Source organism: Mesorhizobium captivum, assembly GCF_033977165.1.
Taxonomy (GTDB): domain Bacteria; phylum Pseudomonadota; class Alphaproteobacteria; order Rhizobiales; family Rhizobiaceae; genus Mesorhizobium; species Mesorhizobium captivum.
In genome coordinates this window covers 14645-30312 of record NZ_JAVIJB010000027.1, presented here as the reverse complement: position 1 = coordinate 30312, position 15668 = coordinate 14645, and the positions used below count along the sequence as shown (strand labels likewise).

The following is a 15668-nucleotide window of genomic DNA, read 5'->3' as shown; positions in this document are numbered from 1 at the left end:
TCAATATAGATCAACGCGCCGAATGGCCGCGTGATCGCTCGCGAAGCGATCGAGCATATTGATCAGCACATCGAAGGCCTCCTCGGAGGAGTCGAACCTGTCTACGACGATTTCAATCGAGTCTTCTTCGAAGAGCTGGACGCCGCCGAACACATTAGCGGCAATCTCCGGATCAATATGCGGCAGTACAAACGCTCCGTTTACCAAAGCGTTGGCCCATGGAGTTATCCAGTCTTCGACGGCCGCTATTTCGGTAGGGGACTGAGGGCCTCTCATTGTCAGCACGAGACGACGCATTCGCGACGTTATCGTAGCGTCGATCGTCAACACGAACTGGAGCCTAATGCGACGCGCCGGGTAAACCGGGCGACCGTCAACCTCGTCGGGATATGGCAATTCGTGCCGGTTGCCGTTCGCAGCGGCCAGTAATTCCAGAGCGATATACGCATCAGTTTTTCCGGACGCCACCAAGCTCGAACGCAGGCACTCCAGGAAACGACCGTCGATGGCGGCCATTTCGAGATCGGCTCGAAACGTGTGCGTATCGAAATTCGTCCTGTGGACGACGAACTTCGGCGCAATCGCTCCCGCAGTGAAACCACCCCGCGCGCCGATGTCGGCAACGGCGCTCAACATCTCAAGGATCTCGGCGCCATCGACGGCTTCAGCGGCGGTTGCCTGAAACAGGAAACGTCCGTCCAATACGGGCTGACCGGGGAGAATGACGCGCATCAGCTTGCCGTGTTGAACCGATTATACCAGCGCTCTGTGGCGGTGCCGTCGTCGGTTTCCACGTCGAAGCTCTTCGCAAGTGACTCAGCGCGCTCGATGAGCGGGCGCAGCAGCTGATCCACCTGTTTGTAGCCGGGAAGAGCGTCACCCCGATTGACGTCGCCCAGTTGCGGCAGCTTGTCGGCTCGAAACACCAGCCCCGTTGGAAGCTCGGTCACGGATACCGGATTGGAAACGGATCGGGCGAGCGTGGAAGTGCCCCCAAGCTCGCCGGCCAACTCCGTGTCGATCATGGTCAGCCAGTTCACAGTTTTGACGCCATCGCGGCCAACTGCCCAGAGATCGTTGATCCCCACTAGCAGATCGAGACCAGGATGGCGTATCGATTTGGCCCACGCGAAGGACTGGCTCTCTTCTTCGAAATAAGGCGACGTCTGCAGAGCATGTCCAGCGGCGGCATATCGAACCGGCAGCGAATGGCACGTGTCGAAAAAGTAATCCTGTATGACTTCATGCAGCCCTTCATCAGCTGGCACGGTCAGTTGAAGAAGCGCAAGGCGGTCGAATTCCGGGTCGGCAAATTGCGCTTCCTCCGAGTGCACCTTGAACATCCAGCGCGGCGTATCATTGTAGGCTTCGCCATCCTTCAGTTCGATCGATATGAATTCTCGGGTGGCGCCAGCTTCCGCTAGCCAGGAAGGCAGCATTTCTAGGGTCTTGGCGTTAACCTTGGCATGCTTGCTCATCGTCTCGGTCGCGTAAAACCGAAAGCGTTTCTCGCCGACGACCGAAATCCAGCGCCGGTAAGCGGCGAGAAACGCGGAGGCCTGTTCCCGCAACGGACCAGCAATGAAAAAATTCATAGCCAATACGTGGCGCACTTCGTGCAGCCCTTCGGATTCAAGTTCCAAACTTGACGGTTCCACGCCTACGTCCTTCCGCAAAGACTATACATTGGTGCAGTCACAATTGCCCTTTTTGGCTTGCGCGTCCTGCGGCGTCATACAACGCACCTTGTCTACTTTCTGGCCGTCGACCTTGAAGTCATTGTAGTCCCCTTTTTCTTTTGCGGTCATCATCGATTTTCCCGATTTGCCGATGGATTTCATTGACAACTTTGTAGCGCGGCCTGCCTGACCGGTGCCTTGTGGATCCAGTTTCTTGTTGAGCGCTTTAGAGTCGCACGGGAATTTGGCGTCGACAATGTCCCACTTTCCGGTCTTGGGATTCTTCACCACGGTGTCGGGGATGCGCATTTGCCCTTTGATTTCCTGCCGGGGCGAGGCGCGCACCTTGTCCGCGGCGCGATTTTTGGTCGTCAGCTTGCCAGACTCCGTCTTTTCGCGCAGCTGGTGAGCAACGCAGGAATGCTTTCTGTTCGCCATTCGCTGGCAGCTTGCTGCGGCGTCCCGCTTTGCTTTGAACGGGTATGCCTTCTCGTCGCAGCATGAGATAACGCATGCGATCATCTGTTCCCCGGTCATGCCTGCAAGCGGAATCTGTACGTTTGGCATCGAAGCGTCCTAGAGGCAGACCGTGTTCTTGTTGTTGCTGGTCATCTTGTCCGAAAGCCTGCACGCGCCCTTGCCTTGGAGGTTCACGTCGAACGAGAAGGATATCCATTCGGCGGCCTTCATGTTGACGTTGGATACAACCCCGCCCAGGGTGCCGGCCTCATCACCATTGCTGCTCGCATACTTCGACGGCTGATGCGCACACATGTTGCCGCCATCCGCCTTCACGGTCGTCGTGCCGCCGCTGAGCGAGTCCGACCGAGCAATATTCGGATAGGGCAGGGGAACGGGAGGTGCCGGAGGCGCGGGGGTCTTGCAGACATCGGGCGCCGTGGCCATCGCAATGCCGTTCGAGCCCTTATGCGCAAGGCTGAGATTGTTGATCGCGACTGTCACGCTCATTTTGTTGGTCTTTCTCCCAGGTCCAGCAGGACAGCGGCTCTTGCACCGCCGGACGTTGCAGATCCGCAAATGCAGGCGAAACGTCCCTCAAGCATACCGGTCCTGCGGCCGACTGCAGCTAGGATCCCTGCCAGCACTCCGAAGGCCGCACCGGTCTCGCCAACGCGATTTGCCGTGACATTGAAGCTTTCGCCCAGTGCAAACCGCGAAGAAGCCCTCGTAAGAGCGTTGCCGAAACTGTCCGTACGCCAGATCTCGCCGCTCAAATCCACAAACAGATGTCGGATCGGCGTTTCACGCTGGGCAAGGGGGGCTGTCGCATCAAGCAAGGCGCGCGACAATGCCCGGCCGAGATAGGGTCCCGGCGACTCATCTGCGATCTCCCGTCTCAGCCCGCCGCCGATTACCTGCACGCGGTTCCGCGATGTCGCGGGTCCCACAAGCATCGCGGCCGCCGCTTCGCCTGGTATCAAACCGAAGGGGTTGGTATCCGTCTTGAGACGCTGGTGCGCCTCGATCCAGTCCAGCGAGTCGGCGCCGATGTAGCTGTCTGTGGCGACGACGATGCAATGGCGCCGGCCGCCGTTGGCGATCCGGTTCATTGCCGTGGCGATCGCCATGACGCCGCCAGCCTGATCGTACTGGCCCGTCACCACTTCTCCGAGCGAGAATGCAGATTCGACCGAGCCTCTGATTTTCTCTACGAGCGCACGCGCGTCTTCGGGACCAAATCCGGGCCGGTAGGCAGGCAGAGACAGTAGCAGGTCCGCTTCCTGACCTCCCCCATCCGGTTGGGTGAGCATGTCGCGAATGGCGGCCAGGGCGAGTTCCGCCATTCTATCCGCCTCGCGTGTACTTTCGACTGCCTCGACGAAGGCCATGCTGACGCGCTCTCCACCAGCATCGATGAAGCGAGGGTGAAGCTGGATACTGGAAATCTCGCTGAAATACGCAGCGGCGGCGGCCTCTGCCCAAAGACCGATAGGGGTACAGGCTCCCATGGCGACGATTTCGCTCATGAACGGCTTCCGGAAACGGAGATTGCACGAACGACGGGCTTATCCCAGACGTCGATGCTCAAGATGCGTTCGCGGTATCCCTGACAGTTCAGCGATCCTGACCAACTGACGGAAAATCGCCGCTGCGTCGGGAATATCGTAAGCGTTGAGATATGCAGCCTCATCTGCTTGGTGGATCTGTTGATGGTGAGGTCGGCATAGGGGCGGAAAACTGGAAGTTTGAAGCCCAGAAAGCCGGAGGTGGTCATGTTGATGACCCGGACCTCTTCGTTGCCGTTGAGGTAGGGGTAGCATTGTTGGTCCGCGGGTGCTGCCATGAAGTAGCGGTCATCGAGATCTCTTGCCCAAAGCGGCGCGCGATTTTTGACCCAGTCATCGTCGTATGTGCCCGCATACTGACGGCGGGGCATCCAATGTCTTTCGATGGCACAGAAGGAAGCAGGTCGCGGCCGATGGTTCCAACTCGAGTAAGCTTCGCCTAGAACGAAAACCGACGGCGCCTTCAGGCCTTCAATTCCTTTGGTTCCGCTTGCGAGTCCAGTGCCAATCGGGTTCCGTGAATCGACATGGCTACCGTCCTCCGGCCACGCGATGCCGCCAAAGGTGTTTTCCCAAACTACAGGCAATTCCCTGAACGGCGCTGGCGCAGACAGGACGGGAGACACCGCGCCGTGAAGCCAGATACGCTCGCCGACAACCCGCAGTCGCTTGCTGACCGACCCGACGCTGAAGCCGATATCAACCTCCCGGCGGGACTCCGGGTCGGGATTGACCGCATTTCCGATCACCAGGATGTCGGTTCCGGGTTTCATGAAGTCGAAGTCGGTGTCGCCAAGCATGGTTGAAGGCTTCGACGGGTCGAGGTGTCGAGGAGCATAGTCGGGCGGCACCTGCACCCGTGAAGGCTGGCACAGGCCATCATCGTCGATGTCGTAGGTCGCCTTGACGCAGAGCACATAGTTGTCCGCGCCCTCGCGGTCGGCAAGGAAAGTATGGTTGGCGGCGAACGGGGTATTGTTGTTGAGGATCCACATACGTCAGACGCTCAGGCGGTAGCGCTACGCGCTTCGGCGCGGTAGCGATCGAGGGTCCGCGCCCGCAGCGATCGCTCCTCGCCAAGCAGAGGCGACAATCGTTCGGTAGCCAGCGCGATCCGAAACTGCTGGACGTCCGGAAGTATGGCGAAATCCAGATCATATTGCGCGGCGACTTCATCGGACACCCGCATAGGATCGTCCGTGAAAAACGTGCCGATGGTCAACTCGCAACCCAGCATGTCGCAGGCGGCGAATCCCGCGATTTCGGCTGTCGCCCCGTTTTCCATCTGGCTGATCAGCCACGGCCATGACGCGGCATCGCCATGGATCCCGACGACACGAATGGCCTGCGCATCGAGCTCGCCTTTCGCGAGCATCGTGCGCACCCAGTCCTGGATTTCGTCATCGTCAGCCAGCGTTGCCGCCCGGTCGAGAGCCCGTTGCGCCAAAGCGTCCGCAGTCTTCGGATCTTCGACCAATGCCTTGAGGACCTCCAGCGCCCCTTCGCGATCACCGGACTCAGAGAGCAAAAGAGCTGCCTCCAGCCGAACGTTCGGATTTTTGTCGATCTTCAACTCGGCTAGCAACTGCGGCTCGAAAACGCCTGTTCGGGCGAGAAGACGAACTGCATGCATCCTGACTTCCGGATGCCGGTCTGAAAGCAGAACAGGAAGTCTGGAACCCAAATCTTGCCCATGCCGCGCGCATGCGGCAAGCGCCGCCACTCGCGCAGGCCATTGCGGCGATTCCAGCCAACCCTGCACGAAAGGCGAAAGCCATTTTGCCGGTGCGAGGGTGACCGCACCATTCACACCGACAATCGATTCGGGATTGTCGGCGACCAGATCGATTACCTTGCCGACCCGCTGACGGTCCGAAACCACCAGGGCCAGCCATGTGAGAATGAAGAATTCTCCAGCCTCCGGAAAATCTTCGGCTTGGGCGAGCGACAGTTCCCATCCAAGATCACCGGACAGTTCGGCGCCACGCAGGTTTGCGGACAACCGGCGCCAGGCGCGCTGAACGATGATGTCATCTTCAGGAAGCGCTTCGCGTAGTTCCTGATATTGGACCCAGAGACTTGCCCCGTTTTCGATATGGCCGCGTACGATTTCCGGTATCGCGGGTCTCTTTTCGCTCTGCCAACTATGTGATGAGTTACCCGACATCGCGACGTCTACCCGATTGGATCTATCGCACGACCTTGGGCTTCCAAGCGACGGTCAACGCCAGCGATCACGCGAAGGTCGGGCGGATCGTCCATCATCAGCGTGTCGCGCTGCGACCAGAAGAACGCGGCCTGCTCGGCATGCTGCCTGACGACATCCGCTACTATTCGCCGCTGCTCCGGCGCACCTTCTGGTTTCGGCTTTCCGGTTGCTGCCGACATCAGTTGAGATCGATCGAGCCGCCGCGGATACGATTGGCGGCGCTCGCATGGCTGGTGACGTAGGTGCCGCGAATGGTGATGCGACCATCTTTTTCCATAAGGATTGTCGCCTTGCCGCAGCGCAGCTCAAGCCGCTCGTCCGCATGGATCCGCACCCGTTCACCATCGCGAAAGACCTGAGCCCCGGAAGATTTTTTGGCAGGCTCCACAATGCAGCCGACGATCAGCGGCTTTTGCGGGTTGCCATCCTCGAACAGCAGTGCGACCTCCTGTCCGATCATGTCGGAACTCAACTCGGCCAAGCTGCGCGCCGGCAACGCCATGTCCTGCGGATTTCGGGGGAAAACCACCAGTGGCCCGTCGTCGTCAAAGCCAAGAAACTGGCCAATGACAACACCTTCGATGCGATCACGAACCTTTGCCATACGCCCTCCTAGTTCTCCGTAATCTTCGAGCCCTTCATGGTGATATCGCCTGATGCCTTGATGCTGATCTTGCCCGACCCCTTGACCGAGATGTCCTTGCCCTCGATCGCGATAGTGCCGTCCTTCTTCATCATAATCTTGGCCGATCCGGTTTGGATCAGGATCTCGTCGCCGGCATCAATGACCAGCTTCTTGCCTATCTTGATCGAGCTATTCCCGCTGACGCTGATCGAACTGTCCTTTGCGACACTCAGCGAATGGGCGCCACCGACATTCGTCGAGTCGTCAGCGCCGATGCTGGCGTTGCGCGCAGCACCGACATCGAACGACTGGGCGCTCCCAATGGTCACGCTTTGGTCGGCGCCGATATTGACGGTCTGCCCGGCTCCGACATTCCAGCTGTCATCGGCCCCGATATCATGGCTTTGGCTGATGCCGACACTGACCGCGCGGGTCGCGCCGATGGTGTTAATCTGCGCCGCGCCCACGGTTCTGGTTTCGGCGGCCCCCACCGTATCGACGCGCGCGACGCCCACCGTGACTGTCTGGTTGAGCCCCACGGTCTGCGAATGGTTGGCGTCGATATTTTCCGTCGAGTTCGCAACAACGTGGATCGTCTCATTCGCCATCACCGTCAGCGAGCGGTTCGCACCCACCGTTTCGGTGTCGTTGCTGCCGATGTTGGTGGTCTGGTCGACGCCGATCTTGACCGTCTTGTTGTTGCCGACGTCCTCGTCGAGGTTGTGGCCGACGGAGTGCTTGGCGTCGTGGTCGATGCGGTCGGACTGGTCGTGCTGGACCGTCTTGTTGCGGTCATGCTTGATCAGCAGATGGTGGTCCTTCTGCGCCTGGAAATTGACCAGTTCGGACCCCGCCTTATCCTCGAACATCAGCTCATTGTAACCGCCGCCACCCTTCGAGGAGTTCGACTTCCAACCCGATTGCGTCGCATTGCCCGGCAGGCCATAGGGCGGCATCTCGGCGGCGTTGTAGACGCGGCCGGTGATGATAGGCAGGTCGGGGTCGCCCTCGATGAAATCGACGATGACCTCCTGGCCGATGCGCGGGATCTGGATGAAGCCCCAGCCGCTGCCGGCCCAGGTCTGCGACACGCGCACGAAGCAGGACGAGTTCTGGTCTTTCTTGCCAAGCCGGTCCCAGTGGAACTGCACCTTCACCCGGGCATATTTGTCGGTGAAGATCTCCTCGCCCGAAGGACCGACCACGGTCGCCGTCTGCGGCCCGCGCATGACAGGCCGCGGCGTTATGCGCGGCGGACGGTAGGGCAATTTGGTGGGCGCAACGCCAAGCACCACCTTGAAGTTTTCGCTATGGGCCTCGTTCTGGGTCCGGTAGCCAGGATCGAACAGGCGGTATTCGGCGCTGACCACCAGATAGTCCTGGTTCTGGTCGTCGCGCGGAAAACTTTCCAGTTTGAACTTGCAGCCGGAAAAGAGCCCGCGCACGGTGCCAACCGCCGTGCTGCGCTGATGCACCGCCTGAAGTTCCTCGCGGCGAATCCCGGCAATCGCGTCGCCTCGCCCGACATCGAGATGCGCTCCGGGCTGGCGGTAGTTCTCGCCCGCGGCCTCCTTGTGGCTAAATGGCTGGGCGGACTTCGCCATCAGATCGGCGCCCGGCTTTTCGAAATCATAGTCGGTGTGGGCATAGGCGCCGGGCCGCACCGAACTGCCCGGAATCCATTCGGTGATGTATTCGACATCGCGCCGCGAAGCCTGCCCCTCGAAATTGTAGAGCACCTTCTCGTAGCCAGGTGCCGGCTTCAGCTTGCTCATCGCATCGCAGAGGACCAGCGTATGCTTCCCCTCGTCATGCTCGAAGAAATAGAAGATGCCCTCGTGCTCCATCAGCCGCTGCACGAAATCCAGATCGCTCTCATCATACTGCACGCAATATTCGCGCTGGGGATAAGACCCCTGCAGCCGCTTCTCGAATTTCGCGATGCCGTATTTGGAGAAGATTTTCTCGACGATCTCGACCGCCGTCATGTTCTGGAAGATGCGGCAGTCGGTGGTGTTGCCGAGGAACCAGAGCCATGGCCTGACGACGGCCTCGTAAAAGGCCAGCCGGTCCTCGATGCGGGTGAGCTTGAACTCCGAAACGAGGCCGCTGAACCAGCGTTTCGGATCGGATTCGCCTTCCACCGAGACGACGCCGCCCAGCATCTTCAGCGGATCGACTTCATGGCTCTTCGAGACGAAGCCAACGGTATAGGCGAAGCAACGGCTGATCTCGTCACGCCCGACGAGATGGGTGAAGGTCAGCACATCGCCGGCAACGGGCGTCTGCACAACCGTGGCACGTTCGTTCGGCATGGGTCGTGCCCCTCCTGGACGCGGCCGCCAGTGTGATGGATCGAAGCCCCCGCTCTGTAAAGTGCATCACGTTTCGGGAAGTTTTCGAATTCACCGCACCGGACGGGTTCAGCCTAGCATATGTTTGACCGCGGCCAAATAACAGGGACAGCTTGACCATACCCCACGCATGGGTGTGAAACGCTCCTCTCCCACCGTTCCCGCAAGCTGCTAGAATGCCGGTGCAATTCCGGGAAAAGCGCGCAGCGGTCTTCCGTCCGGAATTGCGTGAATAAGTATCTATTTACCAAGTTCGGCGACGCTTGCGGATGTTCATCTCGCTCCAGATCAGCAATGTCGACAGGCTGCCCGCGGGCAATGCGGCGAGCTACGCCGCCCGCGACCGCAGTTTCGAGATCGGCCGCGAGAATTGCGACTGGACGCTCGCCGATCCGGACAAGTTCATCTCTGGCCGGCATTGCGAGGTCCGCTTCCAGGCGGGCTCCTTCTGGCTCTATGACATCTCGCGCAACGGCACCTTCATCAACGGTTCCAGCCAGCGCATGGCCGGCCCGCACCGGCTGGCTTCTGGCGACCGGGTGCTGATCGGCCGCTATGTCATTTCGGTTTCGATCGACGAGGAACGCATTGCCACCGGCCATCCGCAAGGCCGGACCGGGTCGACGCAACGCGAGCTGCCGCCATCGACAGGCAGGCCGCTGGACCTCGGTAACGAGCCGTTCTTCACTCCGACGGAACAGCGCACCGGACAGGCAGCTCCGGTATCGAGGTCCTCGGCGCTGCAGCAACCGGCCCCGGCCGCGTCGGCAGCCAGGCCCGAGGAAGCCGACAGGCTGCTGCGGGATATCGCAAGGGCGGCCGGCATGTCGCCTGACCTGCTTCAGTCGCGCGATCCACACGAAGTGGCCGCCGAGATCGGCACCGTTCTCAGAACTACGGTCGAGCAATTGTCCCTGCTGCTCAAGGCACGCGCAGCGGCCAAGGTGCTGGCCAAAAGCGCGAACCGCACGATGATCGGCGCCGAAAACAACAACCCGCTGAAATTCGTTCCCGGCACCGACGACATACTGGAGATCATGTTCGCCAAACGCCGAGCCGGCTACCTCGACGCCGCGCACAGCGTCGAGGACGCCTTCCGGGATCTCAAGACGCACGAATTGGCCACTTACGCCGCCATGCAGGCCGCGCTTTCCAGGCTGCTCGACGATCTGTCGCCGGAGGCGATCGCCAGGAAGCTGCCGCCGGCTTCTTTTTCATCCAAGAAAAGCCAGGCGTGGGATGCCCTCGTCGCCACCTGGCGCACTATGGAGGAGAAGCACGAAAACGGCATGCTCGATGTCTTCCTGGCCTATTTCAGCGAGGCCTACGCCAAGGCCGGCAAGCAGAAGTAGCACCCCGGCGCTATGTGACCGGTCTCACAGAAGAAACCGCCGCTTTGAGCATCCTGCTTTCCAATTCCAATCCGCTGCCCGATTTCAATTAGGTGCTTGGGCGGCTAGGATGGCGCACGGAAGCTTGCCAGGCGGGCAAAGCGGCGTGACTTGGGGCGTGTGCAGCAATGTCATGTTTCGGCGAGATGAGCCTCTCCATCCGGCCCGCCGCCAAATCTTGGCATAAAAAGCGCGAAGCCGCTCTTTTTCCTCGCCGAAGACCTGTTCGCTGCACCTCGACGGTGGAACGCCGATGAGCTCGAAGGACGATTCCTCCCGGCCGGCGGACAAGACCGTCATCCGGGCGCCAAGGCCAAAACAACGGTCGCCTGCGGCTCCTCAAAGCTTCTCTGCGGGCAGCGTTGCGCCTGCTTCGCCGGCCGCCCGGGAATCGACGGTGTTCGACCCAGGCATCGGCCGGCAGATGCCGACCGGCTGGTCGTCGGGAACCGTGGTCGTTCAAGGTTCGGCATCGGCAGCCGCAGCTGCTGCGTCAACGCCCGCGTTGCAACAGGAAATGCTGCTCCACGCCACGGATGGCGTGAAATACGCCGCGGCAAATCCAATTCTCGCGGCTGCGGCGCCGCTGCTCGTGCTGTTCGGCCAGTTGCGTCTAATGCCGGTCGAGAGGCAAGCGGCGCCGTTGGCGGAACATATCGCCGAAGCGATCGAGACGTTCGACCCGGAGTTGGCGAAAGCCGGCATCGCCGAGGAGGACGGCAGAATCGCGAAATTCGCCCTTTGCGAGACGGCCGACGATCTCGTCGGCAACCTGCCCTGGCCGAAGGACGATGCCTGGAGCGGCCACAGTCTGGTGGCAAAGGTCTTCCACACCAAACCCACCGGCGCCGGTTTCTACGAGGCGCTCAACAAGATCCTAAGCAGCCCGGAGGGTCATCACGATTTGCTCGAACTGATGCATGCCTGCCTGTCGCTCGGGTTCGAAGGCCAATATCGCGGACGGGCCGGCGAACGGGACACTCTGGAACGCATCCGACGCGACGTCCACGACACGATCCGCTACTTCAGCCCGCGTGCGGGGGACGACATCTCGCCCCATTGGCAAGGCATGGCGGCGACGCTGTCGAAGCCGAGGGCGCGGCTGCCGCTATGGGCGGTCGCGGCTGCCGCCGCGACGCTGGTGACGGCGGCGTTCTTCGGGTTGCGGGTGCTGATCACCGACGAGGGCGATGCGACGGCCGGCGAATTGCTGGCGCTCAACCCGTCGACGCCGGTCACCATCGAGCGGGCCAGCGTTGCGGTGCCGGCCGAACCCGCGCAAGCCGTTCCGCCGCCGCCTGCCGTCCCCACCACCACCCAGATCGACCGCATCCGCGCAGCTTTGGCCAAAGAGATCGACGGCGGCGGGCTGACGGTCGGTACCAAGGGCAACTTCATCGTCGTGGAGGTCAGCAACCAGCTTTTGTTCGCGCCCGGCCAGGCGGAGCTGAAGGCAGAGTTCCAGCCCATCGCGGCGGATATCGCCACGGCTCTGAATACCGAGCCCGGACCGATCCGGATCATCGGTCACACCGACAATGTCAAGCCGAGGAAATCGAGCCAGTTCAAATCCAACTTCGATCTTTCCGTCGCCCGCGCCAAAGCCGTCCAAACGATGATGGCCAAGCAATTGAAAGACCCGTCGCGGCTGAGCGTCGACGGCAAGGGCGAGGACGAACCGATTGCCGACAACGGGACGGCTGAAGGCCGCGCCAAGAACCGCCGCGTCGACGTGATGATCCCGAGGGAGGAGACGTTGTGAGCGGGCGCGGCGGGAAGCGGCACTGATGCGCTGGATGCTCAGGATATTCAGCCTGCTGGCGCTCGCCGGTTTCTCGGCGGCGGTCTGGTATGCCGGGCCGCTGATCCGCTTTGCCGATACACGTCCGCTCGGACCGATCTGGCTCAGGGCAACGATCATCGGCGTGACCGTCGCGCTGCTCGCGCTCTTCTACGGCATCCGCCTCTGGCAAGGACGCAAGGCGCAGAAGGCGCTCGAGAAAGCGATCGTACGCAGCGACGACCGGAACGACGATGCGCAGGTGCTCGAGGCGCGCATGAGCGAGGCCATCGCGACGCTGAAGCAGTCGAGCGGCAAGCGGAATTTCCTTTATGACATCCCCTGGTACATCATCATCGGCCCGCCGGGAGCCGGCAAGACGACGGCGCTGGTCAATTCGGGCCTCAAGTTCCCGCTCGCCGGCTCCGGCAACGCCCAGCCGGTGGCCGGTGTCGGCGGCACGCGGTCGTGCGACTGGTGGTTCTCCGACGAGGCCGTGCTGATCGACACCGCCGGCCGTTATACGACGCAGGAGTCGGATCGCGAGCGCGACAAGGCGAGCTGGCTCGCCTTCTTGGGACTTTTGAAAAAATACCGCACCAGGCAGCCGATCAACGGCGTGATCCTCGCCATCAGCCTTGCCGATCTCATCGGCCTCGACGACCAGCAGCTCGACGCGCATGTCACCGAGATAAGAAGCCGCCTGCGGGAACTGCACGAGACGCTGAAGATCCAGTTCCCGGTCTACCTGCTCTTCACCAAGGCCGATCTCATCTCCGGCTTCATGGACTATTTCGGCGATTTCGACGAAGCCCGCCGGCGCAAAGTGTGGGGCGCGACGTTCCAGACTACCGACCGCAACAGAAACATGATCGGCGAGTCTCCGGCCGAGTTCGACGCGCTGGCCAGGCAGTTGGCGGACGAGATCGCCGACCGCCTGCAGGACGAGGCCGACCCGGTAGCGCGCATCGCGATCTTCAGTTTTCCAGCGCAGTTCGGCGCGCTGCGGACCCGCATCGTGCGCTTCGTCACCAGCCTGTTCGATCCGTCCCGAAGCCAGGTCAATGTCAGCCTGCGCGGGCTCTATTTCTCCTCGGGCACCCAGGAAGGAACGCCGATCGACCAGGTGCTGGGCGCGATCGGCCGCAATTTCGGCAGCGCTTCCCAGGCGCATCTTTCCGGCACCGGCAAAAGCTTCTTCCTGCATGATCTTCTGTCGAAGGTAATCTTCCCGGAGGCCGGCTGGGTCTCCTTCGACAGGGCCGCGGAGCGGCGCGCCAGGCTCGCCAGATTTGGCGGCCTCGCCGCTATCGCGCTGGCGGCTTTGGCGGCGCTCGGCGTGCTCGGTCTCAGCTTCTCGGCCAACAAATCGCTGATCGCCTCCACGAGGCAGGCGATGGCGCAGTATCGCGACAGCGCGGATTCGCTGCTCAAGAGCACGACGGTGACCGACGTCGATCTCGAGAATGTCATCGGGCCGCTCGATCAGCTGCGCAACCTGCCGGCGGGATATGAATCCGCCGGGCAAACGAGGCCGGTCGAGGAGAGTTTTGGGCTCAGCCAGCGGGAGAGACTTCTATCGGCGTCCAAGACAGCCTACCGGCAGGCGCTGGAGCGAAGCTTCCGCTCCCGGCTCCTGGTTCAGGCGGAACGGACGATCCAGGCAAAGATGGCCGATCCGATCGCGCTCTACGAGCCGTTGAAGATCTATCTGATGCTGGGCGGCAAGGCGCCGAAGGTCGACGACGAGTTGGTCGTCTCCTGGATGAAGCAGGATTGGGAGGAAAACCGCTATCCAGGCGAGAACAACCGCGAGGGCCGCGCGCAGCTCGAAAAGCATCTGCGCGCCATGCTCACGCTCGACGACGCCTACGACCCGGTCTTCGATCTCAACCAGCCATTGGTCGAGGCGGCGCAGCGCTCGCTCGGACGCATGAGCCTTGCCGACCGCGCATCGGCGCTGATCAAGTCGGCGGTTTACGCGGCAAGACTGGAGGACTTTTCCGTTTCCGCGAAAGCCGGTTCGGAGGCGCAGCTTTTGTTCGAACGCATGGACGGCAGCGAGCTCTCCGACCTTCGCGTTCCCGGCCTCTACACCCGGGCCGGCTTCAACGGCTTCTACCTGCCGCAGCTCTCGCGCATGGCGCAAATGCTGGTCGACGACCAATGGGTTCTCGGCGGTGGCGGCGAGCAGGGCGGCATCGATCAGGACCTGCCCAAGCTCGGCCCCGAGCTCATCGACCGCTACGGCAAGGAATTCGCTTCCGCCTGGAACGGCGCGCTCGACCGGCTGAAGTTCAAGGCGATGCTGAAGGACAAGCCGCAATATATCGCACTTTCGGCCGCCGCCTCGCCGGGCTCGCCGCTTGACCGGCTGTTCACCGCAATCGCGGATGAAACCGCGTTGACGATGGATAGCACCGTCTCCGAGACCAGCGCACCACAGCAGGATCCAGCCAGCATGGCCAAGGGCCTGGCCCGCATCGGCCTGCAGATCGCCGGCGGCAAGTCGCAGAGCCGTGCCGGGACAAGCTCGTCCGCCACGCAGAACGCCGGCGCTACTGTGGAAGCACAGTTCAGGCCGTTCCAGGCGCTGGTGAGCGGCTCCAGCGGACGCCGCCCGCTCGATGCGCTGACGCAGAATTTCCACGACATCTACCAGAGCGTGAAGCTCGCGGCGGACGTGCCTTCGCAGACGGAGCGCGTCAACGCGAACCTGAAGCTGCAGATTTCGACGATGCGCGCCAATGCTTCGCGCTTGCCCAAGCCGCTCGCGCGCATGGTCGATGCAGCGGCAGACGAGTTCGAGGGCAATGTTGCCGAAACCTCGATGGCCAATCTCAACCAGACGCTCGATGAGGCGGTCACGCGCCCCTGCGAGGAGGCCGTCAACGGTCACTATCCCTTCGCCGGCGACAGCACGGAGGAAATCTCTCTTGCCGATTTCGCCAAGCTGTTCGCGCCGGGCGGCCTGATGGACCGGTTCTTCGCGCAGAACCTGGCGCCGCTGATCGACATGACGGGCCAGGACTGGACCTGGAAGCAGGATGCCCGCTCCGGCCGCGACCTTGCCAAGTCGACCCTGAAAGCGTTCCAGTCGGCGGCGGAAATCCGCAACGCCTACTTCCCGTCCGGCGGTTCGGCGCCGTCGGTCTCGATCACCTTCACGCCTACCTCGCTGAACAGCGAGGCCGACAGCGCGGTGCTCAATGTCGACGGGCAGACCGTCCAAAGCGCGCAGGCCGGCAACGCGCCAAGCATCGTGACATGGCCGAGCGGTGCCGCTTCCGGATCGGCCAGTCTCAGCCTGGCGCCGGAAATGCCGGGCCGCGAATCCGTCCTCAAATTCGAGGGGCCATGGGCCTTGAAGCGGCTGCTGGACAAGGCGACGGTCACCGGCGATGGCGGCAACACCGAAGCGCGCTTCGTGATCGGCGGACGCGACGTCGCCTACAAGATGGAGATCGGGTCGGGAGCCAATCCCTTCCTGCTTCCGGCATTGTCGGGCTTCAGTTGTCCGAAGGCGTTCTGAGATGGCGCTCTCATGGTTCACCAGACCGCCCCCGACCTGCGCCGGCTGCGGCCTTCATTTCGGTACTCTAA

Annotated in this window: 13 protein-coding genes; 3 read left to right on the top strand and 10 right to left on the bottom strand. The window is 61.8% G+C overall.

The features are described 5' to 3' along the window. Genes RFM40_RS21755 through RFM40_RS21710 form a run of 10 tightly spaced genes read right to left on the bottom strand, consistent with a single transcriptional unit; the run spans position 1 to position 8855 of the window. Positions 1-732: a hypothetical protein gene (locus tag RFM40_RS21755; RefSeq protein WP_320278194.1), complete on the bottom strand. Its 732-nt coding sequence runs from the start codon at positions 730-732 to the stop codon at positions 1-3. Further along, on the bottom strand, positions 732-1643 hold the full coding sequence (locus RFM40_RS21750; RefSeq protein WP_320278193.1) for a type VI immunity family protein: 912 nt from the start codon (positions 1641-1643) through the stop codon (positions 732-734). The genes RFM40_RS21755 and RFM40_RS21750 overlap by 1 nt, the downstream gene beginning before the upstream one ends. 36 nt (positions 1644-1679) lie before the next feature. After that, positions 1680-2246, bottom strand: a complete 567-nt coding sequence (locus RFM40_RS21745; RefSeq protein WP_320278192.1) for a hypothetical protein — start codon at positions 2244-2246, stop codon at positions 1680-1682. 9 nt (positions 2247-2255) lie between these two features. Continuing rightward, positions 2256-2642, bottom strand: coding sequence for a DUF4150 domain-containing protein (locus RFM40_RS21740; RefSeq protein WP_320278191.1), 387 nt, complete (start codon positions 2640-2642; stop codon positions 2256-2258). Between the two features lie 2 nt (positions 2643-2644). Then, the gene (locus RFM40_RS21735; protein WP_320278190.1) at positions 2645-3667 is read right to left on the bottom strand and encodes a hypothetical protein; all 1023 of its coding nucleotides are present in this window, start codon (positions 3665-3667) and stop codon (positions 2645-2647) included. Continuing rightward, positions 3664-4701 carry a DUF2169 family type VI secretion system accessory protein gene (locus tag RFM40_RS21730; protein WP_320278189.1) on the bottom strand — a complete coding sequence of 346 codons (1038 nt, stop codon included), beginning with the start codon at positions 4699-4701 and terminating at the stop codon, positions 3664-3666. Before RFM40_RS21730 ends, RFM40_RS21735 begins: the two co-directional genes overlap by 4 nt. A gap of 11 nt (positions 4702-4712) precedes the next feature. Then, positions 4713-5873: a HEAT repeat domain-containing protein gene (locus RFM40_RS21725; RefSeq protein ID WP_320278188.1), complete on the bottom strand. Its 1161-nt coding sequence runs from the start codon at positions 5871-5873 to the stop codon at positions 4713-4715. A gap of 8 nt (positions 5874-5881) precedes the next feature. Then, positions 5882-6094 carry a hypothetical protein gene (locus RFM40_RS21720; protein WP_320278187.1) on the bottom strand — a complete coding sequence of 71 codons (213 nt, stop codon included), beginning with the start codon at positions 6092-6094 and terminating at the stop codon, positions 5882-5884. Next, positions 6094-6519 carry a DUF6484 domain-containing protein gene (locus RFM40_RS21715; protein ID WP_320278186.1) on the bottom strand — a complete coding sequence of 142 codons (426 nt, stop codon included), beginning with the start codon at positions 6517-6519 and terminating at the stop codon, positions 6094-6096. The genes RFM40_RS21720 and RFM40_RS21715 overlap by 1 nt, the downstream gene beginning before the upstream one ends. Before the next feature lie 8 nt (positions 6520-6527). Beyond that, entirely contained in the window at positions 6528-8855 is a 2328-nt protein-coding gene (locus RFM40_RS21710) for a type VI secretion system Vgr family protein (protein WP_320278185.1), read from the bottom strand. 308 nt (positions 8856-9163) lie between these two features. On the opposite strand from RFM40_RS21710, the gene tagH reads away from it, so the two are divergent. The 3 genes from tagH to tssM all read left to right on the top strand — a co-directional run bounded on the left by tagH (position 9164) and on the right by tssM (position 15597). Beyond that, complete coding sequence (gene tagH, locus RFM40_RS21705; RefSeq protein ID WP_320278184.1) at positions 9164-10246, top strand: type VI secretion system-associated FHA domain protein TagH; 1083 nt, start codon at positions 9164-9166, stop codon at positions 10244-10246. 436 nt (positions 10247-10682) lie between these two features. After that, entirely contained in the window at positions 10683-12047 is a 1365-nt protein-coding gene (gene tssL, locus RFM40_RS21700; RefSeq protein WP_320278183.1) for a type VI secretion system protein TssL, long form, read from the top strand. A 25-nt stretch (positions 12048-12072) separates the two neighbouring features. Then, entirely contained in the window at positions 12073-15597 is a 3525-nt protein-coding gene (tssM, locus tag RFM40_RS21695) for a type VI secretion system membrane subunit TssM (protein WP_320278182.1), read from the top strand. Positions 15598-15668: the final 71 nt, after the last annotated feature.